The 26297-nt window shown below is 38.5% G+C and carries 26 protein-coding genes; 16 read left to right on the top strand and 10 right to left on the bottom strand.

The genetic code is table 11. From position 1 onward, the window contains the following. Positions 1–278 precede the first annotated feature (278 nt). Positions 279–1142 (bottom strand): YicC/YloC family endoribonuclease, encoded by an 864-nt coding sequence (locus P2E05_RS19830; RefSeq protein WP_154622530.1) that lies wholly within the window; start codon positions 1140–1142, stop codon positions 279–281. A 122-nt stretch (positions 1143–1264) separates the two neighbouring features. On the opposite strand from P2E05_RS19830, the gene rph reads away from it, so the two are divergent. After that, positions 1265–1978: a ribonuclease PH gene (gene rph / locus P2E05_RS19825; protein WP_154622540.1), complete on the top strand. Its 714-nt coding sequence runs from the start codon at positions 1265–1267 to the stop codon at positions 1976–1978. A 122-nt stretch (positions 1979–2100) separates the two neighbouring features. Further along, complete coding sequence (gene pyrE, locus P2E05_RS19820; RefSeq protein WP_154622531.1) at positions 2101–2742, top strand: orotate phosphoribosyltransferase; 642 nt, start codon at positions 2101–2103, stop codon at positions 2740–2742. A gap of 229 nt (positions 2743–2971) precedes the next feature. On the opposite strand, the gene slmA is transcribed toward pyrE, so the two are convergent. The 3 genes from slmA to coaBC form a co-directional block, all read right to left on the bottom strand. Continuing rightward, positions 2972–3571, bottom strand: a complete 600-nt coding sequence (gene slmA, locus P2E05_RS19815) for a nucleoid occlusion factor SlmA (protein WP_154622532.1) — start codon at positions 3569–3571, stop codon at positions 2972–2974. Positions 3572–4166: 595 nt separating this feature from the next. Then, positions 4167–4622, bottom strand: a complete 456-nt coding sequence (dut, locus tag P2E05_RS19810; RefSeq protein ID WP_154622533.1) for a dUTP diphosphatase — start codon at positions 4620–4622, stop codon at positions 4167–4169. After that, complete coding sequence (coaBC, locus tag P2E05_RS19805) at positions 4609–5814, bottom strand: bifunctional phosphopantothenoylcysteine decarboxylase/phosphopantothenate--cysteine ligase CoaBC (protein ID WP_251464809.1); 1206 nt, start codon at positions 5812–5814, stop codon at positions 4609–4611. Before coaBC ends, dut begins: the two co-directional genes overlap by 14 nt. A gap of 179 nt (positions 5815–5993) precedes the next feature. Between coaBC and radC the strand changes: the two genes are divergently transcribed. The 11 genes from radC (at position 5994) to P2E05_RS19750 (ending at position 16235) form a co-directional block, all read left to right on the top strand. After that, positions 5994–6662, top strand: coding sequence for a RadC family protein (gene radC / locus P2E05_RS19800; protein ID WP_163863676.1), 669 nt, complete (start codon positions 5994–5996; stop codon positions 6660–6662). Positions 6663–6913: 251 nt separating this feature from the next. Continuing rightward, positions 6914–7150, top strand: coding sequence for a 50S ribosomal protein L28 (gene rpmB, locus P2E05_RS19795; protein ID WP_004924239.1), 237 nt, complete (start codon positions 6914–6916; stop codon positions 7148–7150). Between the two features lie 11 nt (positions 7151–7161). Further along, positions 7162–7329 (top strand): 50S ribosomal protein L33, encoded by a 168-nt coding sequence (rpmG, locus tag P2E05_RS19790; RefSeq protein WP_004924244.1) that lies wholly within the window; start codon positions 7162–7164, stop codon positions 7327–7329. Positions 7330–7526: 197 nt separating this feature from the next. Then, positions 7527–8591 carry a lipopolysaccharide core heptosyltransferase RfaQ gene (gene rfaQ / locus P2E05_RS19785; protein ID WP_247047557.1) on the top strand — a complete coding sequence of 355 codons (1065 nt, stop codon included), beginning with the start codon at positions 7527–7529 and terminating at the stop codon, positions 8589–8591. 1 nt (position 8592) lies between these two features. Beyond that, positions 8593–9717, top strand: a complete 1125-nt coding sequence (locus P2E05_RS19780) for a glycosyltransferase family 4 protein (RefSeq protein ID WP_154622536.1) — start codon at positions 8593–8595, stop codon at positions 9715–9717. Next, entirely contained in the window at positions 9710–10507 is a 798-nt protein-coding gene (rfaP, locus tag P2E05_RS19775; RefSeq protein WP_272658050.1) for a lipopolysaccharide core heptose(I) kinase RfaP, read from the top strand. The genes P2E05_RS19780 and rfaP overlap by 8 nt, the downstream gene beginning before the upstream one ends. Positions 10508–10536: 29 nt before the next feature. After that, positions 10537–11550: a lipopolysaccharide 3-alpha-galactosyltransferase gene (gene waaO, locus P2E05_RS19770; protein ID WP_272658049.1), complete on the top strand. Its 1014-nt coding sequence runs from the start codon at positions 10537–10539 to the stop codon at positions 11548–11550. Positions 11551–11564: 14 nt separating this feature from the next. Beyond that, positions 11565–12803 (top strand): O-antigen ligase RfaL, encoded by a 1239-nt coding sequence (rfaL, locus tag P2E05_RS19765; protein WP_272658048.1) that lies wholly within the window; start codon positions 11565–11567, stop codon positions 12801–12803. Beyond that, entirely contained in the window at positions 12796–13815 is a 1020-nt protein-coding gene (locus P2E05_RS19760; RefSeq protein ID WP_272658047.1) for a glycosyltransferase family 8 protein, read from the top strand. The genes rfaL and P2E05_RS19760 overlap by 8 nt, the downstream gene beginning before the upstream one ends. Position 13816: 1 nt before the next feature. Then, complete coding sequence (locus P2E05_RS19755; RefSeq protein ID WP_272658046.1) at positions 13817–14959, top strand: glycosyltransferase; 1143 nt, start codon at positions 13817–13819, stop codon at positions 14957–14959. 295 nt (positions 14960–15254) lie between these two features. Then, positions 15255–16235, top strand: coding sequence for a glycosyltransferase (locus tag P2E05_RS19750; protein WP_272658045.1), 981 nt, complete (start codon positions 15255–15257; stop codon positions 16233–16235). Positions 16236–16266: 31 nt separating this feature from the next. On the opposite strand, the gene P2E05_RS19745 is transcribed toward P2E05_RS19750, so the two are convergent. Then, positions 16267–17505 (bottom strand): O-antigen ligase family protein, encoded by a 1239-nt coding sequence (locus P2E05_RS19745; protein WP_249999526.1) that lies wholly within the window; start codon positions 17503–17505, stop codon positions 16267–16269. A gap of 204 nt (positions 17506–17709) precedes the next feature. On the opposite strand from P2E05_RS19745, the gene mutM reads away from it, so the two are divergent. Further along, positions 17710–18519: a bifunctional DNA-formamidopyrimidine glycosylase/DNA-(apurinic or apyrimidinic site) lyase gene (mutM, locus tag P2E05_RS19740; protein ID WP_196714187.1), complete on the top strand. Its 810-nt coding sequence runs from the start codon at positions 17710–17712 to the stop codon at positions 18517–18519. 1 nt (position 18520) lies between these two features. Here the strand turns inward: mutM and coaD are convergent, their stop codons facing one another. Next, the gene (gene coaD / locus P2E05_RS19735) at positions 18521–19006 is read right to left on the bottom strand and encodes a pantetheine-phosphate adenylyltransferase (RefSeq protein WP_247047210.1); all 486 of its coding nucleotides are present in this window, start codon (positions 19004–19006) and stop codon (positions 18521–18523) included. A gap of 215 nt (positions 19007–19221) precedes the next feature. Here coaD and waaA point away from each other — a divergent pair, with 215 nt between their 5' ends. Together waaA and P2E05_RS19725 are read left to right on the top strand one after the other, a co-directional pair. Then, positions 19222–20499, top strand: a complete 1278-nt coding sequence (gene waaA, locus P2E05_RS19730) for a lipid IV(A) 3-deoxy-D-manno-octulosonic acid transferase (RefSeq protein WP_154624183.1) — start codon at positions 19222–19224, stop codon at positions 20497–20499. 208 nt (positions 20500–20707) lie between these two features. Next, positions 20708–22168 carry an ArnT family glycosyltransferase gene (locus tag P2E05_RS19725; RefSeq protein WP_272658044.1) on the top strand — a complete coding sequence of 487 codons (1461 nt, stop codon included), beginning with the start codon at positions 20708–20710 and terminating at the stop codon, positions 22166–22168. A 42-nt stretch (positions 22169–22210) separates the two neighbouring features. Here the strand turns inward: P2E05_RS19725 and yibB are convergent, their stop codons facing one another. The 4 genes from yibB to rfaD are packed head-to-tail and all read right to left on the bottom strand — an operon-like array spanning position 22211 to position 26092. After that, on the bottom strand, positions 22211–23071 hold the full coding sequence (gene yibB / locus P2E05_RS19720; RefSeq protein ID WP_276122962.1) for a protein YibB: 861 nt from the start codon (positions 23069–23071) through the stop codon (positions 22211–22213). Between the two features lie 60 nt (positions 23072–23131). Then, a complete protein-coding gene (gene rfaC / locus P2E05_RS19715) occupies positions 23132–24097 on the bottom strand; it encodes a lipopolysaccharide heptosyltransferase RfaC (protein WP_272658042.1) in 966 nt (321 codons plus the stop codon). Then, entirely contained in the window at positions 24097–25143 is a 1047-nt protein-coding gene (gene rfaF, locus P2E05_RS19710; protein WP_272658041.1) for an ADP-heptose--LPS heptosyltransferase RfaF, read from the bottom strand. The genes rfaC and rfaF overlap by 1 nt, the downstream gene beginning before the upstream one ends. Positions 25144–25153: 10 nt before the next feature. Next, on the bottom strand, positions 25154–26092 hold the full coding sequence (gene rfaD / locus P2E05_RS19705; protein WP_154624179.1) for an ADP-glyceromanno-heptose 6-epimerase: 939 nt from the start codon (positions 26090–26092) through the stop codon (positions 25154–25156). Between the last annotated feature and the right edge of the window lie 205 nt (positions 26093–26297).

The following is a 26297-nucleotide window of genomic DNA, read 5'->3' as shown; positions in this document are numbered from 1 at the left end:
GAAGGGCTAAAATGGAGAGAGACAAAACTTAGGTTAAGTAGGGAAAGAAATCATGTTTAATCTTGATACACTTGAAAAAACGGAATACAACACGCTTTTTTGAAGTTAGCTTTTTTAACCACCTATTAAGCATGTATTATTTTGCTGTCCCTGTATTAAAATTCTTAATAGAAAGACAGATAAAGAGTGGTTGTAATTCATATATAAGATAAATATAAAGCCAGTAAAAATTTAGGTATAGAGAATGAACCGGCTTTATATTTTATAATACGTTTACGTTATTCAATATTTTGAATTTGTTCTCTCATTTGTTCTATCAACACTTTGAGCTCAACGGCTGAATTGGTCACTTCACTATTGATAGATTTTGATGCGAGAGTATTTGATTCACGATTAAACTCTTGCATCATAAAGTCTAGGCGTCGACCATTGGCTTCTTTTTTCTTGAGAATATTACGCGTTTCTTTCACGTGTGCTTCCAGCCGATCCAGTTCTTCGGCGACATCGACACGTTGAGCTAATAAAATGAGTTCTTGCTCTAAACGGTTGCTATCTACTTGAATATCAGCTTCTTCTAATTTGGTTTGTAGGCGCTCACGCTGCCATTGCAAAATTTCGGGCATATGCTGACGGACTTTTGCAACTTCAACCAGTACTGCATCCAGACGTTGTTCGATAAGAGCGTGTAACGCAGCGCCTTCAGCTTCTCGGCTTTGAATAAATGCATCTAATGTCTCATCAAGCCCTGCTAACAGCTGCTCGCTGATCGCATCTAAATCCTGCTCGCCCGCTGACATAACGCCAGGCCAACGTAGAATTTCTAATGGATTAATTTCGCCTTCATGACTGTAATTTTTTACCCAGTTAGCCGCACTAATAATTTGACGAGCTAAATTTTCGTTAAGGATTAATTCTCCTCGATTTGCTCCATCTAATTCAAAACGTAAATTACATTCAACTTTGCCTCGAGTCAGGCGAGCACGAATGCGTTCACGAACCACTGGCTCAAGACTTCGTAATTGTTCTGGTAAGCGGATATAGGTTTCTAGATAGCGTTGGTTAACGGAACGCAGCTCCCAGGCCGCACTCCCCCATTCACCCTTGATATCACGGCGGGCAAAAGCGGTCATACTACGGATCATAATTCGTTCCTATCAAAATGAATATAAGAGGGATTATAACGCTATGAGTGATGTCATGATAGGCATTATCGTTTTAAGGACGTATAATGCGCGGCAATTTAGTTGAAAATGGAGATAACACCATGCGTCCAGAAGGCAGAATGGCAGACCAAATGCGTCCGATTAAAATATCACGCAACTATACTAAGCATGCGGAAGGCTCTGTTCTTATTGAGTTTGGCGACACTAAGGTGTTATGCAATGCAACTGTCGAAGAGGGAGTGCCTCGTTTTTTAAAAGGTCAAGGCCAAGGCTGGGTGACAGCAGAATATGGCATGCTACCTCGAGCAACAAATTCGCGTAATCAACGTGAAGCGGCAAAAGGTAAGCAGACTGGGCGTACAATGGAAATCCAACGTCTAATCGCACGATCTTTACGCGCAGCGGTTGATTTGAAAAAGTTAGGCGAATATACCATTACGTTAGATTGTGATGTGATACAAGCAGATGGTGGTACTCGTACAGCAGCTATTTCAGGGGCTTGCGTTGCGTTAGTCGATGCACTTAATAAAATGGTTGAACAAGGTAAATTGACGGCGAGCCCTTTAAAATCGATGGTAGCCGCAGTCTCTGTAGGAATTGTGAATAATGAAGCTGTATGTGACCTTGAATATGTTGAGGACTCTGCGGCTGAGACCGATATGAACGTCGTTATGATGGATGATGGTCGTATGATAGAGGTTCAGGGAACTGCCGAAGGCGAACCATTTAGCCATGAAGAGCTATTGTCGTTACTTGCATTAGCAAAAACGGGACTAGAATCTATTTTTGAAGCTCAACGAGAAGCGTTGAAATAAGAATATTTTTAATAGGCGGCTGAAATAGTCGCCTTTTTTATGGCTGGTGATTTTTTCGAGCTCACCAGTATGTGTATCATCGTATTAAATATATTGACATTAAATATTGAGGAGATTGACCCATGAAAGCCTATCAGCGCGAATTTATAGAGCTTGCCATGAAAAAACAGGTGCTTAAATTTGGTGAGTTTACGCTGAAATCAGGCCGTAAAAGCCCCTATTTCTTTAATGCTGGGCTGTTTAATACGGGGCGTGATCTGGCACTGGTTGGTCGATTCTACGCGCAAGCTCTCAAAGAAAGTGCAATCGAATGTGATGTTTTGTTTGGGCCTGCTTATAAGGGGATCCCAATAGCAACGACGACAGCAGTTGCACTTGCTGAACATCATAATATTGATATGCCATACTGCTTTAACCGTAAAGAAGCCAAGGATCATGGTGAAGGTGGCACATTAGTGGGTTCTCCACTACAGGGGCGTGTGGTGGTTGTCGATGATGTTATTACAGCGGGTACGGCAATTCGTGAATCGATGGAAATTATTAAACAGCAAAATGCGACACTTAATGGCGTCCTTCTCTGTCTTGATCGTCAAGAAAAAGGCAAAGGTGAGATCTCGGCGGTACAGGAAGTTGAACGCGATTATCACTGCAAAGTTTATTCAATTATTACGATGAGCGACTTGATTGCTTACCTCGCTGAACGAGAAGATATGCAACAACATCTCATCGCGATGCAAGCTTATCGTCAGCAGTATGGTATTTGAGGTTAATCAGCTGTTGTCTTCTTATTCAGGGTAATCACTTTTTAGATGAAAGTCAGATAAGAGGGATTTGGGCTAGTCATCCTACAATGATGAGGAGCTGCACAGATGAATGGCATTCATCATGTCCTGGATTTGAGCTTGTTTACCCTAAGGTAATCAAGAAACAGGTAAATAAAGAAAAAAGCCCTCGCCCAAAGAATGTGGGCGGGGTGAGTAGTTGTTTAATCTGTTATTGTAACTGAGCTAAAATTAAAGGCCAGCGTGATTCAAATTCTACTGTGGGTCGATAACGGAATTCTGAACGTACAAAACGCGACAACATCCCTTCACAAAATGCGAGCAGTTGGCTTGCAAGAAGGGATTCATCATGCAGAAAACCATGCCCATCTCGTATTTTTTTCTCTTTTAATACTTGGCGTAATTGTGACTCTATTCGTTCAAATAATTGGTTTATACGACCTTGCAGCCTATCTTGCTCAAACATCAGGGCGTGGCCGGTCATAATACGGGTCAGCCCTGGGTTTTTCTCTGAAAAGCCTAAAATAAGGGCTAAAATCAGTTTAATGCGAGTTAGCGTATCTTTCTCATCGCTTAGGATAAGATTGATACGCGAAACTAAAGAGTCCTCGATAAACTCAATTAAGCTATCGAACATTTTCGTTTTACTCGGAAAATGACGATAAAGTGCAGCTTCAGATACTCCTACAGTTGCTGCAAGCTTTGCAGTTGTAATTCGTTGACTACCATCACTACTTTCTAACATCAGCGCCAGAGACTGCAAAATCTCTTCACGTCTGTTGCGTTTTTTTGTTATCGCTTTTTCTGCCATGTCTGATAAGACCCCTGCTAAAACAGCAAAACAAACTATCTAAAATTTTGCCCCGAGTAAATAGAAAATAAAGGGCAAAAAGTAGATAAAAGAGCACGATATCGATGAAGTTCGGCTGGCTTAAAAGGGCATATGCTTGTTGTATCGTTAGATGGTATATATTTGTGACCTTGCATGTGGCATGTAAAGTGACCATTTTCAGCCTTCGAGGGACGAGTTTCTTGCCCGCGAACTTTTTATCAATGGAACCTTACTTGCCCCTTGCGCGACTTAGCGTATTAGCTCCTCAGTTAAATCATAAAGAGGGGAGCTAGTAGGCTAAGCCATCAATTTATCTTAAAAAGCTGACAAAATAACAGTCTATATTTCACGAATTGCTATTGTTGTCAGTTTCGAGATAGGGTCTGTTAGGACGTATACCTCGTTTAGATAAACATATCGCTACCAACAAAATACCCTTTAAAGCAACTAAACTGTCGTACTAAAATGATACCGTCTATTTTTCGCTAAACTCACTGATAAGTTTATTTGTTATTCCATCATGAAATATGGATTTGGTATTATCAGTAAAGCTAAGAATTAGGAGTAAGCAAATTTATTGACGTCCTGAATGTCCGAAGCCTCCAGCGCCTCGTTCTGTCGCATCAAAGTCATCGACAATATTAAATTCAGCTTGAACGACTGGAACGAAAACCATTTGGGCCATTCGTTCGCCCGGTTCAATGGTAAATGTCTGGTTGCCTCTGTTCCATACAGACACCATCAATTGCCCTTGATAGTCAGAGTCAATCAATCCAACTAAATTACCAAGTACAACACCATGTTTATGGCCAAGACCGGAACGCGGTAGGATGACTGCTGCTAGCTGCTCATCAGCGATATGAATCGCGAGGCCAGTAGGGATTAACTCTGTTTGACCCGGCGCTAAATCGATTGGTGCATCAAGGCAAGCACGCAGATCTAATCCCGCTGAGCCAGTCGTTGCATAAGTTGGTAAAGGAAACTCGTTACCAATACGGGGATCAAGAATTTTCAGATCAATTTTTTTCATAACGTTGAAGTATCTCGTCTAATAAACGGTGGCTTAATTCAAGTTTACTACTGTGTGGTAAACGGGTGTCGCCAAAAGCATCAAAAATATGCAGTGCATTGTTATCACTGTTAAAACCATTATCAGCGAGCGAAACATCATTCGCACAAATTAGGTCTAACTGTTTTTGTTGGCGTTTCTGACGTGCGTATTCTTCCACATTCTGGGTTTCGGCTGCAAATCCAACCACATAAGGGCGATGTTGTGCTAATTGGCCAACACTGGCAACAATATCAGGATTTTTGACTAATGTAATGGCAACTTCATCACCCTGTTTTTTAATTTTATTTTCAGCAATTGTTTTTGCACGGTAGTCAGCGACAGCCGCACAACCGATAAAGATATCTTGCTCAGTGATAGTTTGGTGCACTTTTTCGTACATATCGAGAGCACTGATAACATCAATTCGCGTGACTCCTGCCGGTGTCGCTAAAGTCACTGGGCCTGCAATTAAAGTCACTTGTGCACCACGTTGACTGGCTGCTTCAGCAATAGCGAACCCCATTTTTCCTGAGCTGTGATTACTAATAAAGCGGACTGGGTCTAAATCTTCACGGGTAGGCCCTGCCGTAATCATAATTTTTCGATTTTGTAAGTCAGTTCGAGAACGGAAGTGTTCACAGGTAAAACGTATAATCTCTAATGGATCGAGCATTCTTCCTGGGCCGATGTCACCGCAGGCTTGGCTGCCATCATCTGGCCCCCAAATCATACATTGACGTTGTTTCAGTTTGATTAAATTTTCTTGTGTCGCCGTTGCTCGATACATTTGCTGATTCATGGCAGGAACAACCGCAAGCGGCGCAGCCGAAGCTAAACAAATGGTGGTCAATAAATCATTCGCCATACCAGCACTTATTCGAGCAATTAAATCTGCTGTAGCTGGCGCTAATATGATGATATCGGCCCATTTAGCGAGCTCAATATGGCCCATTGCTGCTTCCGCCGCTGGGTCAAGTAAATCGTCAGAGACGGGATGACCAGAAACCGCCTGCAATGTTAAAGGTGTAATAAAGGCTTTTGCCCCATGAGTCATAACAACGCGGACTATAGCACCCTCATCACGTAAGCGACGAGTGAGCTCAGGAATTTTATATGCGGCAATACCACCACTTATGCCGAGGACTATTTTTTTACCTAATAGCTGTGCCATCGTTTTATCCATCTAATCATCGTGAAGAGCATATTATCATATCAGAAGTGTCAGCGAGAGTACTGTATATATCATCACCCTTTTATTTTTGCGAAGCGTTACGCAAATCAACAATTGATGTGTTGTTGTCGTTACCGCCTATGTATAGAAAGAGAAGCAGCAAGGGGCATAAGGGGGTGATAATGGAGCATGAAGAGAGCTTAAAGCCAAGGGAGAAAATATTGGCGTATGGTGCCGCAACGCTGACGGATGCAGAGTTATTAGCTATTTTTTTACGAACGGGTAGCCAAGGCGAATCCGTTTTACAACTTGCGGAGCGTTTGTTGAAAGAGTTCGGCTCTTTATACTTACTCTTACAGTCTGACTACACAAAGCTAGCAAAATGCAAAGGTGTCGGTGTTTGTAAATTCTCTCAATTTCAGGCGATTAGTGAGATCGCACGGCGTTTTTTTACTGAACAATTTTTATATGAAGATGTGATCTCTGAACCTAACCATTTAAAAATACGATTACTTGAATTGTTTGCTGGGCAAGAAAGAGAAGTTTTTGTGGTACTCTTTTTAAACAATCAACATCAAATTATTAGTTATGAAGAACTCTTTAAAGGAACTATCAATCGGGTAGAGGTTCATCCCAGAGAAATTATTCGTTATGCCATGAAAATGAATGCAAGTGCGGTCATCTTGGCGCATAATCACCCATCAGGCAATGCAGAGCCTAGCGAAGCGGATAAACAAGTGACTTTTCGTATTAAAGATGCTTGTAGCTTAGTGGGAATTAAATTGCTTGACCATTTTGTTGTTGGACATAAAAATTGTGTTTCATTTCTTGAACGAGGGTGGTTGTAAAAGCATTTTTTTGACTAAAAAATGACAACTTTTGCCGCATTGGGCTTGAGTGAGAACGATTGAAAGCGTATACTACGCCACCTTTGAGGATCTTGGGTTTGGCGAGAAGAGCCTATCTCAGTAAATTTTTTACTAAGATGATAACATTCTTTTCAGTCAATAAAGTTTGCTGAGATGGGCTCCTAAGCCTGACGAGGCGGCCATACCCAGAACAAAAAAGCTCGAGCTGATTAGATTTTTGGAGAATAGACATGTCACGAGTCTGCCAAGTTACTGGCAAGCGTCCAATGAGCGGTAACAACCGTTCACACGCATTAAACGCGACCAAGCGTCGTTTTTTGCCAAACCTGCACTCTCATCGTTTCTGGGTTGAGTCTGAGAAACGTTTCGTAACGCTGCGTGTATCTGCTAAAGGCATGCGCATTATCGATAAAAAGGGTATTGATGCTGTTCTTGCTGAACTGCGTGCCCGCGGTGAGAAGTACTAAGGAGCTAAAAAATGGCTAAAGGTATTCGCGAGAAAATCAAGCTGGTTTCTTCTGAAGGTACTGGTCACTTCTATACCACGACGAAGAACAAGCGCACTATGCCTGAAAAACTGGAAATGAAAAAATTCGATCCAGTTGTTCGTAAGCATGTGATCTACAAAGAAGCGAAAATTAAATAATTTTTGTTTTCTTATTAAAAAACCCAGCTTTGGCTGGGTTTTTTATTTTCAAAATCAAAAAACTATACTTATACGCATTCAAGGCTATATCGATTATTCCTAAAGTAGTAACATGTTCGTTCTTGATTGAATTAATAGTGTTAGTTTTTGTCAAAGAACTATGTCATTTTGCGTATAGATATCATTAAGAGTGTCTGGTGAAAAAACAGTTTAAAAAAATTCTTGTTATCAAGATGCGGTTTCATGGGGATATGCTACTGACTACGCCTGTGATCAGTACATTAAAGCAAAACTATCCTGATGCCGAGATTGACGTGTTACTTTATCAAGATACGATCCCTATTTTGTCTGAAAATAGGGAAATCCATGCCTTGTATGGAATTAAAGGTAAGAAGGCTAATGGGCTCAGTAAAGCCTGTAACTTTGTCAATTTGTTATTAAAATTACGTCGTAATAAGTATGATTTGGTTGTAAATCTTGCAGACCAATGGATGATATCAGTGCTTGTGCGGGCTATCCCTGCTCAGGTAAAAATTTCACATAAATTTGCTCATCGAGAGTCGACGTTTTGGCATAATAGCTTTACTCATTTGACTGCACCTCACGGTGAACACGTTGTTATGAACAATCTTTCTGTTCTTGAACCGTTAAAAATCAATAACCTTAAAACAGATTTAACGATGTCATATGCAGAGCAAGATTGGAAAAAGATCGATCAGCAGCTATTGGAACTTGGTGTTCATAGCAGCTATGTCGTCATTCAGCCAACGGCACGGCAGATATTTAAGTGTTGGGATGATGAAAAATTTGCGGAAGTCATTGATGCGTTGCAATCCCGTGGTTACCAAGTGGTATTGACTTCTGGGCCAAGTCAAGATGACCTTGATTGTGTTGAAAATATTGCATCCCATTGCCACACTAGGCCCATCACTGAGTTGGCGGGTAAAACGACATTTCCTGAACTTGGTGCACTCATTGCCCACTCTGCGTTATTTATCGGTGTAGATTCTGCCCCAATGCACATTGCAGCAGCGGTCAAAACACCCATAGTTTGTTTGTTCGGTGCAACCAACCATGTATTCTGGCGTCCGTGGAGTGAAAACGTAGTGCAATTCTGGGCGGGTGACTATGAAGCTATGCCACCACGCGAGAAACTCGATAGAAATAAAAAATACCTTTCTATCATTCCTGCATCTGACGTTATCAAGGCAACAGAAAAAATGTTGCCGATGAATATTCGTTCAATAATGACAAGGTTCTAATATGATTTTGGCATTTTGTCTGTACAAGTATTTTCCGTTTGGTGGTTTACAACGTGATTTCTTACGTATTGCGTTAGCGTGTCAGGCAAGAGGGCATCATATCCGCGTTTATACTCAATCTTGGCATGGTGAGAAACCTGCTGGTTTTGAAATTATGATTGTACCAGTCACATCGAAAACCAATCATGGACGTAATGCACAATATTGTGAGTGGGTGCACGCTCATATCAAACAATATCCAGTAGACCGTATTATTGGTTTCAATAAAATGCCTGGCCTAGATGTATATTATGCGGCGGACGTTTGTTATGCAGAAAAAGTCGCTAATGAAAAAGGTTTTTTTTATAGGCTAACTCCCCGTTATAAGCATTATGCAACGTTTGAAAAGGCCGTATTTCAAGTAGGAAAACCTACCAAATTATTAATGCTGACTCCTCATCAAATTGCACATTTTAAAAAACATTATGCTACAGAAGCATCGCGTTTTTATATGCTACCGCCGGGTATTGCGCAAGATAGAAAATACGATAAGCAGATCCCCAATGCACGGCAAATTTATCGAGAAAAAAATCAGATACCTCCGTCAGCGTATTTGTTATTGCAGGTTGGTTCCGACTTTAAGCGTAAAGGAGTCGATAGAACCTTAAGAGCAATGGCTGCATTGCCTGAAGAGATTAAGAAAAATACGCGATTAATGGTTGTTGGGCAGGATAAACCTGAAAAATATCAGCGTCTAGCCAATACACTGGGCATAGGTCAACAAGTCTCCTTTTTTAGTGGGCGTAATGACGTTGCTGAGCTAATGGCAGCGGCAGATATTTTAATGCATCCAGCATACCAAGAAGCCGCGGGTATTGTGTTACTGGAGGCTATAACAGCAGGTTTACCTATTATTGTTACGGAAGTTTGTGGTTATGCCTCATTTATTGCTGATGCTCAATGCGGCATGGTGATCCGTGAACCATTTGAGCAAAAAACGTTAGATTCCGCGCTTTCAGAAAGTCTGCAAAATAAACAACAATTAAAAAATTGGGCAGAAAAGGCGCGGCATTTTGCGGATACAGAGGACTTATATAGTTTACCTGAAAAAGCGGCTGATATTATTTTAGGACATCTAGATGATTGAACTTAAAACACCTTTTAGTGAGCTATGGAAAAATAAAGATCCTTTTGTGGAAACTGAGCAGTTAGAAGGTGAGGTGTTTCGTCAGCTAGAAAGCCGCAAAACATTGCGCTTTGAGCTTGGTGGAGAGAGCTATTTTATCAAAATCCATTATGGTACAAGTTTAAAAGAGGTGTTAAAAAACCTGTTTTCATTAAGGTTACCAGTATTGGGTGCTGATAGGGAATGGAACGCGATACATCGGCTAACAAAAGCGGGTGTGGATACGATGGATGGTCGTGCATTTGGGCAAAAGGGGATGAACCCGCTACGTCGACATTCCTTTATTATTACGAAAGATTTAACGCCAACGATCAGTTTGGAAGATTACTGTGCCAATTGGTCAAGCCTAGCGCCTGATTTTACAGTCAAACAATTGATTATTCGCCGTGTTGCTCAAATGGTACGTAAAATGCACGCCGTTGGTATAAATCACCGCGACTGTTATATTTGCCATTTTTTACTACACTTGCCTTTTTCAGGTGAAGAGCAGGACTTGAAAATCTCGGTGATAGATTTACATCGAGCACAACTCAGAAAAAAGGTTCCAATGCGTTGGCGTGATAAAGACCTTATTGGGTTATACTTTTCTTCATTAAATATCGGCCTAACAAGCAGAGATATTTTCCGTTTTATGAAGGTTTACTTTGATTTGCCTTTACGAGATATTTTAAAAGAAGAACAGGCTTTGATACTCAAAGCGGGAAGCAAAGCAAAAAAAATCCAAGAGCGTACAATTAGAAAGTCATTGTAACATTCTCCTAAAAAGAGAGTAAAAAGAATATGTTTTTTGATAAACAAAATGCAGTAACTAAACAGATAAATCTATCTTCTTCTGGTGAGGAACACTCTAGTACTCGCTTACATATCTCTTATGGTATAGACCGTAACTTCTTGTATGGATGTGGGATCTCTATTGCATCGATATTAAAAAATAATTCGGATATGCATTTTGTCTTCCATATTTTTACTGATTATTTTGACGATGAATGGAAAGGTTTATTTAAACAACTCGCAAGCCAGTATAATACTAGTATTATCATTTACCTAGTTGACTGTGAGCAACTAAAGTCATTACCAAGTACTAAAAATTGGTCATATGCAACCTATTTTCGATTTATTATCGCAGATTATTTTTCAAATCAATTAGAACGTATGATTTACATGGATGCAGATATTATATGTCAGGGTTCATTAAATGAATTGTTAGATATTAAGTTTAGCGATGATCAAGTTGCTGCTGTTGTACCTGAAAGAGATGCTGTTTGGTGGCAGAAAAGAGCTGATGCTTTAGGGGTCCCTAATATTTCCACTGGGTATTTTAACGCAGGGTTTTTACTAATCAATCTGATAAACTGGTCTCGACTAGATATTTCGGCTAAAGCGATGGAATTATTATCTCAAGAAGAGATAAAAGCAAAAATATCCTATTTAGATCAGGATATTCTTAATATATTACTAACAGGCAAAGTTATTTATCTTGATGGAAAGTATAATACACAATATAGCCTAAACTATGAGCTGCAAAAAGATAAAAAAGAGAACCCAATAACAGATAATACGATATTAATTCATTATATTGGTCCGACTAAACCATGGCATGAGTGGGCGAACTATGCGACTGCACAGCCATTTATTGAGGCCAAAAAATCTTCGCCATGGAAGGATATTCCACTGCTAAAAGCAAAAAGTAGCAACCATTTGCGTTATAGTGCTAAGCATATGTTTAACCAGGGTAAATTATTTTCTGGAATCAAAAATAGCATTCAATACTTTTGGGCTAAATTAAGTAATTAATTATTAGGTAAATTATGCCTTTTTTAGAAAGAAATCAGAATACTCTTTCGAAGTATAATAAAGCTTTAATCTTTATGTTTGTTGTGCTTTTTTTTGTGGACAATGTTACTAGGTATAAACATGTACTATTCTATCTAATGATAGCTACATCTTTGGTATATTTATCATTAGATACAAGAAGGGTGCTAAAAAGATTAAATAATAAACTTTTATACTTAGTCGTGTTGTTTTCATTGGTTTTTTATATTTCAATAAGTTACTCAAGCATGCCTGATGTATCAATGAGAGCGATTAATAATAACTTCTTGAATTATGGGGTACTTAGCCTATCTCTTTTATTACCGATTCTTCTCTACAAAGAAAATATAAAAACGATTTCAAATTTACTATTGACTAGTTTTTCTGCATCATTAGTGTTTGTTTTACTTATTGAACTATATCGGTACTATGAGGCTTATCAGAATGGTATTTTACCATTTACAACCTACAACTTTAGGAATGTTTCAGATGCCTTGGTTTTTTACTTTCCTATAATTCCGATCCTTTGGTACCTATTGCCTAAATCTAAGCTGATTTATTTTTATATACTAAGTGTTGTATTTTTATTTGTTTTGTTAGGAACTCTTTCCCGAGGTGGGTGGGTTGCTGTGGCTATGGCAGGTTTATTATTTTTATGTTTTAAACGTCCATGGAAATTGATTGGTTCGATACTATGTATCTCGTTAATTTCATTGACCTCATTAAAATCAATCTACCCAGATATGACTAAAACTCTATTTTATAAGCTTGAACAAACTGATAGTACTTATCGATATAAAAATGGTACACAGGGAACAGCACTTGAGTTAATTTTAGAGAATCCAATTATTGGATATGGATTTGGTGATAAAACATACATTGATAAATATAATAGTGTTGTACTAGAAAAACCGGATTGGGTATTTAAGAAGTCATTGGGGCCTCATAATATCTGGCTATATATTTGGTTTGGTGTAGGTATCTCAGGGCTGATTGCTTTTAGTGCGGTTTTTTTGTCGATGTGTTTTTCCTTATTCAAGGAAATCAAAAGTACAGTCAACGAATCAAAAAGCTATTTTGCATTTATAGCGTTATTAATGAGCCTCATTAGCTTTTATTTGGTTCGAGGGATGTTTGAGCAAGTGGATCTAAAACCATTAGGTGTTCTTTTAGGTTTTTTAATTGCTATGATGGGGCACAGTTCAACAAAGAATAAGAGAAAGCGCTATGAATAATCTTATAACAAATAAATATGTGCTCGGCGAAGTGAGTAAAGCTGATAATACCTTGTTATCATGCTTAGATGTTATTTATGGTTCTGATGAAAACTATCAGTTTGGAGCCGGGGTTTCAGCGATGTCTTTACTCATAAATAATCCAACCACATTTTTTAGATTCCATTATTTTCTAGATAAAGTTAGCTCTGATTTTCTAGAGAAACTTAAAGTTATTGCAAGTCAGTTTCAAGTGGAATTTCATGTTTATGAATTAGATAACAAATTACTGAAAATACTTCCCGCTTCTGATGTTTGGTCATCAGCGATGTACTTTCGGTTAGTTGCCTTGGATTATCTGTCGAGTGATTATGATTTTGCTCTCTATTTAGACGCGGATGTTATGTGTAATGGTATCTTAGATTTAACGACTAATTTAATCAAAGACAAAGTCTGTGGTGTCGTTGCTGATGATATCGGTGTAAGAACGAAAAGTGAAACAAGGCTTCATGCGCCTTCACTAGCAAAGACTTACTTCAATTCTGGTGTCATGTTTGTCAACTTAAAAAAATGGCATGAAAAGCAGATTACCCAACAATGTTTTGAGTTGTTATCAGCAGAAAATGCTAAGCAACGATATAAATATCCTGATCAAGATGTGTTAAACCTTATTTTAAGAGATGACTTAGAACTACTTAGCCAAAGATTTAATACTGTTTATACACTAAAAAATGAATTATATGACTCAACTCACCAGAAATATCAACAGGTTATTACACCTGAAACAGTCCTAATTCATTACACAGGTGTGAGTAAACCTTGGCACACATGGGCAAATTATCCCGCTTCCCAACCTTTTTATAAGGCTTTGATGCAATCGCCTTGGACAACGAATGACTTAAAACCTGCAACTAAATTTGTTGAAAGAAAAAAAGAGTATAAACACTTATTAAAACAAGGAAGGTTTATTAAGGGTTTTTTATCAGGGAGCCAATATTTATTTATGAAAATGTTTAGGAGCAAAAGATACTAATATGATTAATAAAATAGTTTTCACAGTAACTCCTATTTACTCTATTCCACCGAAAAGTGCGGCGGCAGTTGAGTCGTGGATATATCATGTTGCAAAAAAGTTAGAAATAGAAAATCGTATCGTATGTATTCAAAATGAGGGATATTCTCATTATTCAGAAGTCAACGAGAAATGTTCAATTGAAAGAATAAAATTTGGCAAAATCTATACTAGGCTTTTTAAAAAATGGACTAGGCTAGACCCTTATTCATATGCAGATCGTATTGTAAAAATAAAACGCAAGTTTGCGACTAATAGTGATGAAAGTATCATTATTGTTCATAACAATATTAAGTTATTTAAAAAAATAATTAAAAAAGAAGGGCATAAAAACGTTATACTCCACATGCATAACTGTTTTGAACCACAAAATGTACCTGCTAATATTAAAATCATTGTTCCGAGTCATTTCACTCATAATTGGTTTCGAGAACGTTTACCCGAAGCTTCCATTGAAGTAGTCCGAAATGGCTTTGATGGTGATATTTATTCTTTACCATCAGACATTAAACGAGAAGATATTGGTTTGAATAAAAATGATAATGTTATTCTTTTCGCTGGCAGAATTACTCGGGATAAGGGGGTGCTTGAGTTAATGAAAGCTTGCAGCATTTTATTTAAAGATAGAGCTAACTATAAGTTAGTGATTGTTGGAGATATTAATGCTGCATCAAAGGGAGAACATGCAGAATTTCAAGATGAAGTAAAAAATTATGCTCATCAGTTAGGTGAACAATGTATCCTTCTAGGAGGAATACACCCTGAAAAAATGAGGCACTATTACTCTATTGCTGATCTTGTTGCGGTTCCATCTATTGCAGATGAATCATTTTGTATGGTTGCACTTGAAGCTATGGCATCTGGATGTTCAGTCATTGCGAGCCAAAGAGGGGCAATGATTGAATTTATTAAGCACAATGAAACGGGTTTTATATTTCGTGAACCATTATCAGCCGCTAGCATGGCGGATGATATTAATAATGCTTTAAATCATGATAATAGAAGTCAAATAGCCGATGCTGCAAAGCAGTATGCCTATGACAATTTTACATGGGAAATTGTGAAAAACGAATTGAGAAGTGTTATTGATAAGTGGTATAAATAATTTTTGCATAAGTTCTGAGCATACGTTATTAATATATTGTATTGGCGCAAATCTTGCTTACTCTATATTTATATTGAGTTAAGATGGTTTCCAACAGAATGTTGAATTTAGTAACATATTCAATTAGTTACAGTTATTGATATTTTTAGCATATTTTTCAGATTATTATGAATAGATATTAGGCTATGATAGAGTTTTTATATGTTCTAAAGTGATTATATTGGAGCTAAAGATAAAAACTGTTTCTTTATCATAAACTAAGTATCGAATAATAATATTCAGTAAGGTCAACAAAATGTTAAGCCATGAAATGATCAAATCTCTAGTTGAAATAAGTGGTAGCAAAGCTAGTGATGGTGATAAAGCGTATTTTCATATTGCTTATGGGGTTGATGAAAAGTTCCTCTACGGTGTTGGTACATCAATCTCTTCGATACTCCTTAACAATAAAGAGACGCATTTTCATTTCCATATTTTAGTTGATAGCTTAGTTGACGAGAATCTTTTTCAGCAGTTAATTGCAAATAGTTACCATAAAATCACGGTTTATCTGATCGACATCCAAGAATTTAGACGCTTACCATTGCCATCACCTGCTTGGAGCCACGCCATCTACTTTAGATTATTGATTATTGATTATCTGTCTCAATCAATCGATAAATTATTGTATTTAGATGCGGATATTATTTGTAAAGGCAATCTCGAATATCTAAAAACATTAGAATTTAATGAGCATGTTTACCTTTATGCTGTAAAAGATAAATTTTGCAGTGAAAAGAAACAGTTGCCTATGGATATGAGCAAATACTTTAACTCTGGGTTTTTATATATGTCGATTCAGGAAATGGTGAAAGCAGACATACCCAACAGAGTTATTGAATTAGTAAAAAATAATAATTTTACTCATCCAGATCAGGATGCATTGAATATTTTATTAAATGATAAACTGGTTAATATAAGTGAAAATTTCAACTTTATGTTTTCTTTAGATTGGTATATTACTAGCAAAAGAAGCACTAATAATATACCAAATGATGTTGTTTTTATTCACTTTGTTGGTTTAACTAAGCCATTTCATGAATGGGCTATTTTCTATAAAGAGTATCAGTTTTTTGATATTGCACGACAGAATTCGCCTTGGAAGAATATTCCCTTACTCAAAGCCGAAAATTACAAGCAATTATCTCGCAAAAAATCACATCTAAGAAAAAATAGAAAGTTTTTTCAATTTTTATTAGCAACAGTTGAATATATAAACAAGAAAATATTTCATTGATATCATGCTGACATTGTCAGCATGAATATGACTAATGGATGCGCTTTTGGTTAATTAAGATAGCAACGAAAATATTGTATAGGAAGAAAATATCTAAAAATATAAATTCAAAGAGGCAGTAGATTAAAAAATAGCCAATAGAGGAGGCAAAGATACCCACATTTAAAATATTTTTTTGCGATTTTATATTTCTCATTAAATCTTTTAAGTTAATAACATAAGCAATAATAAATAACAGCAACCCACCTAAACCTACATTATATAAGATGTTTAAGAAAAATGGGTCATCATTATTATGTACATATTCATTTTTGCGTTGTGAAAATTTTCCGCCACCACGAAATCTTTCTGCATTATTATCATTCAGATACTGGTTGTAAGAGACAGAACCATACCCAACACCAAATAGAATATTTTTAGTTTGATTCATAAAAATAGGGAAACGTGTCATCACAATTTTGTCTCTACCTGATGAAATGTTTTTTGCGTCTAGAGTTTGGTTTATCTTATTTTTTACTTGAGGAATGGTGGTATAAGCGATGGTTGTAACACTTAAAGAGGCAATGGCAAAAATAACAATGTATAAAGTAAATTTTTTAATACTTTGAGAAAACAAAAATAAAATAATTAATGTTTCAATAACTACAGCAAGTACGCCTCCACGACTACCAGTATAAAGTAAAAAACAAAATGCAAAAATGGATAAAATAAACATTGCTACTTTTAATAGATTATTTTTAAAAATAAATAAGGCAGCGAAGGTAAATGGAAAAAGCAATGTTGTATAGTGAGCAAAACCATACCTAAGCTGTAAAAATAGAGGTAAGTCACTATCTTTAAATTGTTTTAATATTGGAGATATAAAAAGAGTAAATGCCAAAGTAGCAATCAAGGCATAACTTATTGTTTTTATTGATTTTGATTCGTTATTTCTGAATGCGATTAAAAATAACGTAATGATAATGACATAGCGCCAGTCATTGAAAAATTCTTTCAGCGCTTCTAGTGTAAATTGAGAGTAAGTAAAAAATATCGCGCATAAAATACACCATAAGCTAAATAAAAAGAATACTTTTCGTCCTCTAACTAACTGAATAAGGTCATCTTTGATATTTATTTTATTTTTAATAATGGTATAGACAGTATAGAGAAAGAGTAAGACAGCAGAAATATTTAACACGCCTTGAGTATCATTTGTAAACATACCCAATATGACAAGGGAAACTAATAAAAAAGGAAATTGACTAATAATATAGTTTTTTATATTCACAAGTTTGCCTATCGATTGCTGTCAGATTTTTGTCGGTGATCAAAAGTGACGATATTGTGTTAGATAACGGATCTTTGATTGCTAATAGGCGAATTGTATTTATCATATACTTGAATGTCCAGTTGATCAGTGGGTTAACATGGTCAGTTCGTTTAAGGTATTTTGATTTTTATATTAATCATATCGCTGTTTAAGGATCTATTCATGCCAGAGCTACCCGAGGTTGAAACCAGCCGCAGAGGCATAGAGCCTCATCTCGTCGGTAATATTATCCAATATGCCGTAGTGCGTAATGGCCGTTTACGTTGGCCTGTTTCAGAACAGATCAAAAGTTTATCTGATGAGGTTATTTTAAGTGTTCAAAGGCGTGCGAAATATCTATTAATTGAACTACAACAAGGTTGGATAATCATTCATCTCGGTATGTCGGGCAGCTTACGCATTTTGTTAGAAGAGTTGCCTGAAGAAAAGCATGACCATATTGATTTAGTATTAAAGGATGGCAAGGTTTTGCGTTATACCGACCCGAGACGCTTCGGGGCTTGGTTATGGTGTGACGACCTTGCGACGAGCTCTGTCTTGGCACATTTAGGGCCTGAACCTCTTTCGGATGAGTTTAATGCTCAATATTTATTTGAGCAGGCAGCAAAACGAAAAATTGCTATCAAGCCTTGGCTGATGGATAACAAGGTGGTCGTCGGGGTGGGGAATATTTATGCGAATGAAGCGCTATTTGCGGCAGGTATTTCGCCAGAAAAAATCACGAATACATTAACGCTTGAGCAATCAGAGGGTTTGGTTACACAAATTAAGAAAGTATTGCGGCGTTCCATTGAACAAGGTGGAACAACGTTGAAAGACTTTTTACAGTCTGATGGTAAGCCTGGTTACTTTGCCCAAGAATTATTTGTTTATGGTAAAAAAGGGGAACCTTGTTTGATGTGCGGGACGCCGATTATGAGTATCAAACAAGGTCAACGCAGTACTTTTTATTGCCCTCAATGCCAAAAATAATTTAAATTTTATTGAGTTTTTTTAGCATCGCTTCTGCAACGAGTGGTGGTAGGAAAGAAGAGATATCACCATCATGAAGAGCAACATCTTTGATCAGTGATGATGAAACGAATGACAAGCTTTGTGAAGGAAGTAGAAATACCGTTTCTAATTCAGGCACAAAATGGCGGTTCATATTGGCGAGTTGCCATTCATATTCGAAATCAGCGACTGAGCGAACGCCACGGATCAAGATGTTGGCACCATGCTTTTGTGCGAAGTTAGCCATGAGCTCTGAGAAGCCAACGACTTCTACGTTATCTAAATGTGCGGTAACGTTTTGCGCAAGTTCCACGCGTTCTTCAAGGGTAAACATAGGGCTTTTGCGTTGGCTATTGGCGATGGCGAGTAACACATGGTCAAACATTGCTGCTGCACGAGAAACAATATCAATATGGCCTGATGTTATGGGGTCAAAGGTGCCAGGGTAAATCGCTTTGTGTTTCATAAATTGTTATCTCGTTGTTTATTAATACTTATTTATGTAAATTTAAATTAAGTAATATGTGCATATCATCAACATTATCGACTATTAAGGGGAGTTGCAACTCACGAATAGCCGCTTAAGTTAATTTCAAGTCTATTTTTAGGTGCATATTCTGCACACTTTCATAAAAGGTTTATGTTAAGATAGCGCCAATTTTAGTAAGTGAATCAGATCGAATGTTATTGCGTTTATATCAGGTACTGCTTTATCTTATCCAACCACTCATTTGGATTCGTCTATTAGTGCGAGGTCGCAAGGCTCCCGCGTATCGTAAACGCTGGGGAGAACGCTACGGCTTTTGCGCCGGTAAAGTTGCGCCAGGTGGTATTCTGTTACATTCCGTCTCTGTTGGTGAAACACTTGCTGCTGTGCCTTTAGTAAGAGCACTACGACATCACTACCCATCATTACCAATAACAGTGACAACGATGACCCCAACGGGTTCTGAACGTGTGGTATCCGCATTTGGTGATGATGTTTATCATGTTTATCTCCCTTATGACCTTCCTGGCTCGATGCGCCGTTTCCTCAACCACGTTGATCCTAAGCTGGTCATCATTATGGAAACGGAATTATGGCCTAATATGATTAATCAGCTTAATCGCCGACAAATTCCATTAGTGATTGCTAATGCACGGTTATCAGAACGTTCTGCCGCGGGTTACCAAAAACTGGGTAGTTTCGTGAAGCGTATGTTGCGGAATGTCACGATGGTAGCAGCACAACATCAAGAAGATGGGGAACGCTTCATTAAGCTTGGTTTAAGACGGGTGCAATTGAATGTGACGGGTAGCTTGAAGTTTGATATTTCGGTGACACCGGAACTTGCTGTTCGTGCAGTCACATTGCGTCGGCAATGGGCAGCACATCGGCCCGTTTGGATCGCAACGAGTACTCACGAAGGTGAGGAAGCCATTGTTTTAGATGCCCATCAACAGCTACTTACCCAGTTCCCTGATTTATTATTAATTTTAGTGCCTCGTCATCCTGAACGTTTTAGCAAAGCGGAAGAGTTGACACGTAAAGCAGGACTAAAATTCATCCGGCGCAGTGAGGGGATTGTTCCTACCGCAGAGACACAAGTCGTGATCGGCGATACGATGGGCGAATTGATGTTGCTGTATGGAATTGCGGATTTGGCGTTTGTCGGTGGCAGCCTTGTGGAAACCGGTGGACATAATCCCCTTGAGGCAGCCGCTCATGCATTACCTGTATTAATGGGGCCACATACATTTAACTTTAAAGATATTTGTGGAAAGTTAAAGCAAGCGGATGGCCTAATCACGGTGACTGACAGTGATTCGATGACACAAGCCGTGACAAGTCTTTTATCAGACGAAGATTATCGTTTGTATTATGGGCGTCATGCAGCAGAAGTATTGCATGAAAATCAAGGCGCATTACAACGGTTGCTCAAGCTGTTACAGCCTTATTTACCTCCTAGAGAACAATAATTTTAGTCATTATCTTTAATTCAGAATTTTTTAACTTGAATAAAACGACAATAGATAATGACTATTTGTCTACTCTTCTTATTATTCACTATAAACTATAGTAGAATCTGCCGTTTAATTTTCATTACGACTATTCGCCTTATGTTTCTGTAAGTTATAAAAGGGCTGAATAGATGGTGAGTACCTTTACTTGATTATTTAAGACAGTATGCCAACAATCAATCAATCAACATCAAACAAATATGTTTATTTATGGGTCATTGGCTATGCGGTTGCATGGATTTTAGCCAGTTTCTATTTAGACCCCACTGTACCTTATGATACGGTAGAGGCCGTTAACTGGGGGATGAATGGGGAGTGGGGATCACCTAAAAATCCTTGGTTTGTTGGTGCACTTATGTGGCCAGCTATCCACTTAGGTATATCCTACAGCTTTTATTGGTACTTTATTCATTTTGTCGGTATTGCCTTCGGTTTATTAGGCGTTTGGAAATTAGCCTATTATTTAACAGAACGTCGTGATTTAGCGTGGTTCGCGATGCTCATGTTGAATTTATCGGGTGTCATTAATTTTGATATCATCCCTTATAATGATAACTATATTTTAGTCACTTTCTGGGCTTGGATAATCTATTTCTTCCTACGTGCTGTTTATGAAAACCCAACATGGTGGCTGTTATTCGCGCTATGTGCTGGGTTAGCGACAATGGGTAAATACTCCACGTTATCACTTGTAGGCTCAGTATTTCTCTTGACGTTATCCGTTAAGCAAGTTCGTCAAAGTTATCGCTATCCTGTTTTCTATTTAGCGATAGCCCTTTGGTTCGCCATTGTACTACCTAACTTCTTTTGGCTAATGGCCAGTGATTTTTCTGCCTTTAAGTGGGTAGATTCACAGATCGACCCAGGTTTTAATTTACATACGACCCAAGCCGCGTTAAGCGTATTTTATCCTTTAATTATTGCGGCAATTATTTTGTATTGTTGCGGTGGGAAATTAGGTTGGCCAAAAACTCTGGCGAATCGAATGGCAAATTTTTTAGTCCTTTTCCCTCTTATCGTTATTTATGGTTGGTTTTCCTTCCATGATGGTGGTCGTATTACTGAGTGGCTACAACCCTTTATGGCGGCCTGTGCTCCGTTATTTATTGGTTCGATAACGGTTATGCCAACGAAGTCGTTAAGAAAACCACTCATTGGCTTAGCCATTTTTGGTGTCGTTGTTTTGTTAGGCTACTGTATTGTGCAGGCCGCAAATATCCGAGGGGCAGGCCAAAAGTTTATTGGTGTAAAAACGCTGATTGCAGAAGGTGAAGAGCGTTGGTATCAACGTTATGGGGTTCCCTTAAAATATGTTGGAGGGGAAGATAACTTACACCAATGGTTTATTATTTATGCTAAAGATAGACCACATGTGATCCAGCCTTGGACTCTTGAGCATCATATGCCGCCAAATGTGTATAACCGTGGCATTACCGAAGAAGAAATTCGCCAGCATGGTGCTATCTTATTGGGGCGTAAGTATGATGACTGTGCTCATGAAAACTTTGATAAAGTTCGTAAATATTGGCCACAGTTCAGGATAGAAAAAGAAGATGTTATTTACCGCTCTGAGCCGGATGCCGAACCTGAAACCATGTGTTTTGGCTTTATCGCTCCTGAAAAGTAGATTGAATGTAACGCCTCGTCTAACAAGGCGTTACATGAACAATTATTTAATTATCTTTAACTTAATACCTAAACGGATTAAATTATTTGATTTTGAGCCATCATGGAATAATTTAAACACGTTTAACCAGTTCATATATCCCAAGTAATTTAGTTGGAAGAGATCAGGGTTTTTGCTTACGCATGTTATGTAGATTCCTTGATCATCATCAATCATACCTGAAGCTAAAAAGTCTTTTTGCGTTTTGAATATAAGCTTATAAAATTCAGGCCATTTTTCTTTACTAGCAACCAATACTCCACCAATAATATGTGGGTCATTATTTAAGATAGTTTCTAACACGGCTTTTTCATCCGTAAGATCTAAAGTATTTTTGATAGTGAAAAGATGAACTTTATTTTTATCGAAAGGATGATTCCATTCAGTTATACCATAACGTATTGAATTATTACGAATATAACCAAAATCAACCCATGCAACTAAGTCACTATCAACAAGGTTTTCATCAATGGCTTTTTTAACAAAAAAAGACTTTATATTGTTGATCAAAACATATTCAGGCGACCAATACTCAGGGCAGCGTAAGAGTTTAGGTTGGATTAACGATTTAAATGAGTCACTGTTTTGTATTTTGTCTATTTTTTTGAGGATAAATTTAAATTTTTTCTGAAGATCAATTGTGATTATATGGGTTGGTTTATCTTTCCTCAGAGCAAGAATTTTTTCCTTAAATTCTGAGGACGTAAAAATGACCATTTTATTTTCGAGCTTAGCTAATCTGCGGAAATACTTTAAATAAGTATTATTTGTACGCTCTAAAGATCTAGAACGGCCATTTGCTCTATTCCAGTTTCCTCTGCCAATATCAAAAAAAGCAGTTACTATTGTTATTGATTCTTTCATAAAATGTGGCTAGCCCGTCATAGTATAAAATTTAGTTATAATCAATCAGTGATATATAAATCATGAGACTCTAGATTTCAATTTTTCAAATACTTCATTAGGTTTTATTGAACTCATAGTACCATCCACGGATTTAATTTCATGCTGTTCTAAACCATAACCACCAATTAACCCAGGGTCTGTTGGGCCGAATAGGGTGAAATTTGGTTTATCTAAGGCCGCGGTTAAATGGCTAAGACCTGTATCAACAGAGACGACCGCCTTCGCATTAGCAATCTGTAGAGCCACTTCCGCTAAGGTTAATTTAGGCAAAACGTCGACAAAATTAAATCCATCCGCGAGGCGTAATGCTCTTTGGCGTTCATGTTCAGCACCCCATGGCAGCTTTATTCTTAAACCACTTTCCGCCATTAATGCAATAAGTTCCCGCCAGTGGCTTTCAGGCCAGTGTTTATCATCACGGGTCGTTGAATGCAAAAATACGACGTAATCATCTGTTGTGACCGTCGGTGCATGTAAAAAATGTTGAGCGATTGCGTAGTCACCTTGTGTGTTGGGGCAATCATAGCCAAGGCTTGCGGCAAATAGTTGGCGAATACGCTCTACTGCGTGTTGTTGCTTACTGATTTGATATTTATAGTCGTAAAAAAAACTGGCAATTGGTTCCCGAATACTATGGCGATCATAGCCATGTTTCGGACCATCTGCGAGGCGAGTGACCAGAAATGCGCTTTTTAATAAGCCTTGTGCATCAATAATGGCATCATAATGCGTCGTGGTAAGCTGCTGGCGAAATTGAGCACGTTCGGCTCGGATTGGCGCAGAGAACCAATTCTTACGCCAACGACGAATGGCGACAGGGATCACTTGATGAACGGCGCTGTGCCATGTTGGGATCTGGGCAAAGCCTTCTTCTACTACCCAGTCAAATTGAATCTCTGGGAAGGCCAGTTGTGCATCCGTTAATGCCGGTAGGGAGTGTAAAACATCGCCCATCGATGAGGTTTTAACTAACAGTACACGCATTAATCGACACCTATGTGTAATCGCGCTAATGCCTCAATCACTAATTGCGGTTGAATATCAATTAAGCTTTGGTGATAGCCACTTTCCCCATCACCTTTACGGACTTTATGGTAGCCACTGATTAAACGAATCACTTCTGCTTGATGGGATAGTGGAGGTGTAAAATCGGGGCTACTCGGGCCATAGAGTGCGACAAGTGGTTTACCTAATGCAGCGGCGATATGCATTAATCCGGAATCATTACTAATAACCGCTTGGCAACTGGCAATAAGGCTGACAGCTTGCTCTAAAGATGTTTTTCCCGCAAGGTTACTGCAATGTTCGTTGGCACTGTCTGTTAGGCTTGCGCGAATTTCTTCGCCTACATCATGATCTTTTTGTGAGCCAAATAAGAGAACTTGATAGCCTTTTTCACTGATCAGTTGTTCAGCGAGGGCGGCATAATGATAATGGGGCCAGCGTTTTGCCGGGCCAAATTCGGCGCCGGGGCAAAAGCCAATGATGGGGCGCGTTGTATCGATGCTAAAAACATTCATCGCATCGGTAACTTCTTGTTCGTTAACGACAAGTTTGGGCCACAAAATAGGCTCAGAAATATCTGCTGCACTATGAATAGTGTGCTTATCATAAGCCAATGCTACATAGCGCTGTACCATTAATGGAAATGCGCTCTTATCTAATATACGTAGGTCATTGAGTAATCCATAACGCATCTCACCACGCCAGCCGGTCCGTTTAGCAATTTTAGCAAAGAAAGGCACGAGCGCAGATTTAAAGGAATTAGGGAGAACAATCGCTTGGTCATAACCATTATGGCGTAGACTAAGACCAAGCTGGCGACGCTCACCGATAGCGAGCGTACCATGACCTAATGGCATTGGGATGGCTGCATTGACCTCGGGCATTTTGGCTAATAGTGGACGGCACCATTGCGGAGCCATCACATCAATTTGTGCTTGAGGATATTGAGCCTTGATTGTGCGATATAGGCTCTGTGACATCATCATATCCCCTACCCAAGAGGGGCCGATCACCAATATTTTCATAAAGTATGTATTAGTCTTCTTTATTCAGCCATTGCATATATTCGGCAACACCTTCAGCAACCGTTTTGAAGGGGGCTTTGTAGCCAGCCGCACGTAATTTAGTCATATCCGCTTGTGTGAAGCTCTGATAGCGGCCTTTGAGTTTTTCTGGGAATTCAATGTATTCAATAGCAACATTTTTGTCATTATGGAAGTGTGTTACGGCATCTGCCACCGCTTGGAATGATTCCGCACGGCCTGTTCCACAGTTAAAGATCCCAGAAACATTATTCTGCCAGAACCATAAATTAACGGCTGCCACATCACCAACATAAATAAAGTCACGGCGAAAACCATCGCTACCTTCAAAGAGTTTTGGTTGCTGCCCTTCATTAATCTGTTTATTTAGATGGAAGGCAACACTTGCCATGCTGCCTTTATGGTTTTCACGGGGGCCATATACGTTGAAATAGCGAAAGCCACAGACCTGTGATTGTGCTTCAGGTAAAATTTCACGTACATATTGGTCAAACAGGAACTTAGAGTAACCATAAACATTAAGTGGTTTCTCAAACTCACGTTCTTCGATGAAGTTATCACTGCGGCCGCCATAAGTGGCTGCGGAGGAAGCATAAAGGAAAGGAATTTCACGCTCTAGACAAAAGTGCAGTAACTCTTTTGAATATTGGTAATTGTTATCCATCATATACTTACCATCCCACTCTGTCGTGGATGAGCAAGCACCTTCATGGAAGACCACATCGATATCACCAAAGTCATCACCAGCCATAATACCGGCAATAAAATCTTCTTTATCAATATAATCAGCAATATCGAGGTCAACAAGATTGGCGAATTTAGTTCCATCTTTCAGGTTATCTACGACTAGGATATCTGTACGACCTGCATCGTTTAATGCTTTTACAATATTGCTACCAATAAAACCAGCTCCGCCAGTGACAATGATCATCGGGTGTACCTCAAGTGGTTAATGACATATGGAACATGAATCTATCCATAATTTACTCTAAATGTTTCGAGGTGCAGCTAGGCGATAAGTGAATGGGTCGCTAGGCGCATATATAAGTATGCGACTCGTGTGAATGAATGAAGTCAACAACGCTGCAACTTGAAGTATGACGAGTATAGCATTTCTCTGCGCTGACGACACCATA

Source organism: Providencia stuartii (assembly GCF_029277985.1).
GTDB lineage: Bacteria > Pseudomonadota > Gammaproteobacteria > Enterobacterales > Enterobacteriaceae > Providencia > Providencia zhejiangensis.
This window is presented reverse-complemented; position numbering and strand designations above follow the sequence as displayed.

Bases quoted from the DNA above. Each gene is read 5' to 3' on its own strand.
- P2E05_RS19830 (WP_154622530.1), bottom strand. From the start codon at position 1,142: ATGATCCGTAGTATGACCGCTTTTGCCCGCCGTGATATCAAGGGTGAA.
- rph (WP_154622540.1), top strand. From the start codon at position 1,265: ATGCGTCCAGAAGGCAGAATGGCAGACCAAATGCGTCCGATTAAAATA.
- pyrE (WP_154622531.1), top strand. From the start codon at position 2,101: ATGAAAGCCTATCAGCGCGAATTTATAGAGCTTGCCATGAAAAAACAG.
- slmA (WP_154622532.1), bottom strand. From the start codon at position 3,571: ATGGCAGAAAAAGCGATAACAAAAAAACGCAACAGACGTGAAGAGATT.
- dut (WP_154622533.1), bottom strand. From the start codon at position 4,622: ATGAAAAAAATTGATCTGAAAATTCTTGATCCCCGTATTGGTAACGAG.
- coaBC (WP_251464809.1), bottom strand. From the start codon at position 5,814: ATGGCACAGCTATTAGGTAAAAAAATAGTCCTCGGCATAAGTGGTGGT.
- rpmB (WP_004924239.1), top strand. From the start codon at position 6,914: ATGTCACGAGTCTGCCAAGTTACTGGCAAGCGTCCAATGAGCGGTAAC.
- rpmG (WP_004924244.1), top strand. From the start codon at position 7,162: ATGGCTAAAGGTATTCGCGAGAAAATCAAGCTGGTTTCTTCTGAAGGT.
- P2E05_RS19780 (WP_154622536.1), top strand. From the start codon at position 8,593: ATGATTTTGGCATTTTGTCTGTACAAGTATTTTCCGTTTGGTGGTTTA.
- rfaP (WP_272658050.1), top strand. From the start codon at position 9,710: ATGATTGAACTTAAAACACCTTTTAGTGAGCTATGGAAAAATAAAGAT.
- waaO (WP_272658049.1), top strand. From the start codon at position 10,537: ATGTTTTTTGATAAACAAAATGCAGTAACTAAACAGATAAATCTATCT.
- rfaL (WP_272658048.1), top strand. From the start codon at position 11,565: ATGCCTTTTTTAGAAAGAAATCAGAATACTCTTTCGAAGTATAATAAA.
- P2E05_RS19760 (WP_272658047.1), top strand. From the start codon at position 12,796: ATGAATAATCTTATAACAAATAAATATGTGCTCGGCGAAGTGAGTAAA.
- P2E05_RS19755 (WP_272658046.1), top strand. From the start codon at position 13,817: ATGATTAATAAAATAGTTTTCACAGTAACTCCTATTTACTCTATTCCA.
- P2E05_RS19750 (WP_272658045.1), top strand. From the start codon at position 15,255: ATGTTAAGCCATGAAATGATCAAATCTCTAGTTGAAATAAGTGGTAGC.
- mutM (WP_196714187.1), top strand. From the start codon at position 17,710: ATGCCAGAGCTACCCGAGGTTGAAACCAGCCGCAGAGGCATAGAGCCT.
- coaD (WP_247047210.1), bottom strand. From the start codon at position 19,006: ATGAAACACAAAGCGATTTACCCTGGCACCTTTGACCCCATAACATCA.
- waaA (WP_154624183.1), top strand. From the start codon at position 19,222: ATGTTATTGCGTTTATATCAGGTACTGCTTTATCTTATCCAACCACTC.
- P2E05_RS19725 (WP_272658044.1), top strand. From the start codon at position 20,708: ATGCCAACAATCAATCAATCAACATCAAACAAATATGTTTATTTATGG.
- yibB (WP_276122962.1), bottom strand. From the start codon at position 23,071: ATGAAAGAATCAATAACAATAGTAACTGCTTTTTTTGATATTGGCAGA.
- rfaC (WP_272658042.1), bottom strand. From the start codon at position 24,097: ATGCGTGTACTGTTAGTTAAAACCTCATCGATGGGCGATGTTTTACAC.
- rfaF (WP_272658041.1), bottom strand. From the start codon at position 25,143: ATGAAAATATTGGTGATCGGCCCCTCTTGGGTAGGGGATATGATGATG.
- rfaD (WP_154624179.1), bottom strand. From the start codon at position 26,092: ATGATCATTGTCACTGGCGGAGCTGGTTTTATTGGTAGCAATATTGTA.